A 981-nucleotide genomic window follows, 5' to 3' on the forward strand; every position below is an offset into this window, starting at 1 on the left:
CATCGACTGCCGCAAGATGGGATCAGAACAACTGTCACGAACACAGATCGCCTTCACTGAAGAAGAGATCCACACGATTGCGAAAACCTATCACCGTTGGCGGGAAACCGAGTTCAGCGACGGGGAAGCCTACAAGGACATGCCTGGATTTTGCTATTCGGCCGCCCTGAAGGAGATCGAAAAGCATGGGTATGTGCTGACACCGGGTCGGTATGTCGGGGCTACGGCAGAAGATGAAGATGACGAATCATTCGGGGAAAAGATGGCGGAACTGACTGGATTGCTTTACGAGCAGATGGCCAAAGCTGAAGAACTGGATGCGGTGATTCGGAAGAATTTGGAGGGGTTGGGATATGGCGGGTGAAGCGTCCGCAGTGGTCGATGACAAGGGATGGTTATACCACCCATACTTTCCGGATCACTGGAAGCGGTGCCCCCTCTATTCGTTAGCCCAATGGGTAAACGGTCTCGCATTTCGGAATATCCAATTCAGCGATTCCGGGTTGCCTGTGATCAAGATCGCGGAAATCAAGGGTGGGATATCCGGTCAGACCAAGTTTACCCAGCAGACCTTTGATGACGCGGTGCGCGTGAGATATGGTGATCTCCTGTTTTCATGGTCCGGTCAGCCTGAAACGTCGATCGACGCCTTCTGGTGGCGAGACCCAGAGGGGTGGTTGAATCAACACATCTTCCGGGTAACGCCGACTGAGGGAATAGATCCCGTGTTCTTCTACTACTTGCTTCGCTACCTGAAACCAAATTTTGTGGGAATTGCCCGTAACAAGCAGACGACTGGCTTGGGCCACATTACCAAGCGTGACCTCGAGAACCTAGAGGCTGCTTATCCAAGGCTCCCCGAACAACGCGCCATCGCCCACATCCTCGGCTCGCTGGACGACAAGATCGAGCTGAACCGACAGATGGCCCAAACCCTCGAATCCATCGCCCGCGCCATCTTCAAGTCCTGGTTCGTCGATT

The 981-nt window shown here is 53.8% G+C and carries 2 protein-coding genes; both read left to right on the forward strand.

Annotated features, from left to right (window positions below):
• On the forward strand, positions 1-364 hold a 364-nt coding region (locus ACOCD2_RS21985), incomplete at its 5' end, for an N-6 DNA methylase (protein ID WP_293689535.1).
• Positions 354-981: restriction endonuclease subunit S (locus ACOCD2_RS21990; RefSeq protein ID WP_419588122.1), on the forward strand; the 628-nt coding region annotated here is incomplete at its 3' end. The genes ACOCD2_RS21985 and ACOCD2_RS21990, both read left to right, overlap by 11 nt.

Origin of the sequence: Thiolapillus sp. (assembly GCF_048562965.1) — a bacterium.
Taxonomy (GTDB): Bacteria; Pseudomonadota; Gammaproteobacteria; order Chromatiales; family Chromatiaceae; genus Thiolapillus; species Thiolapillus brandeum_A.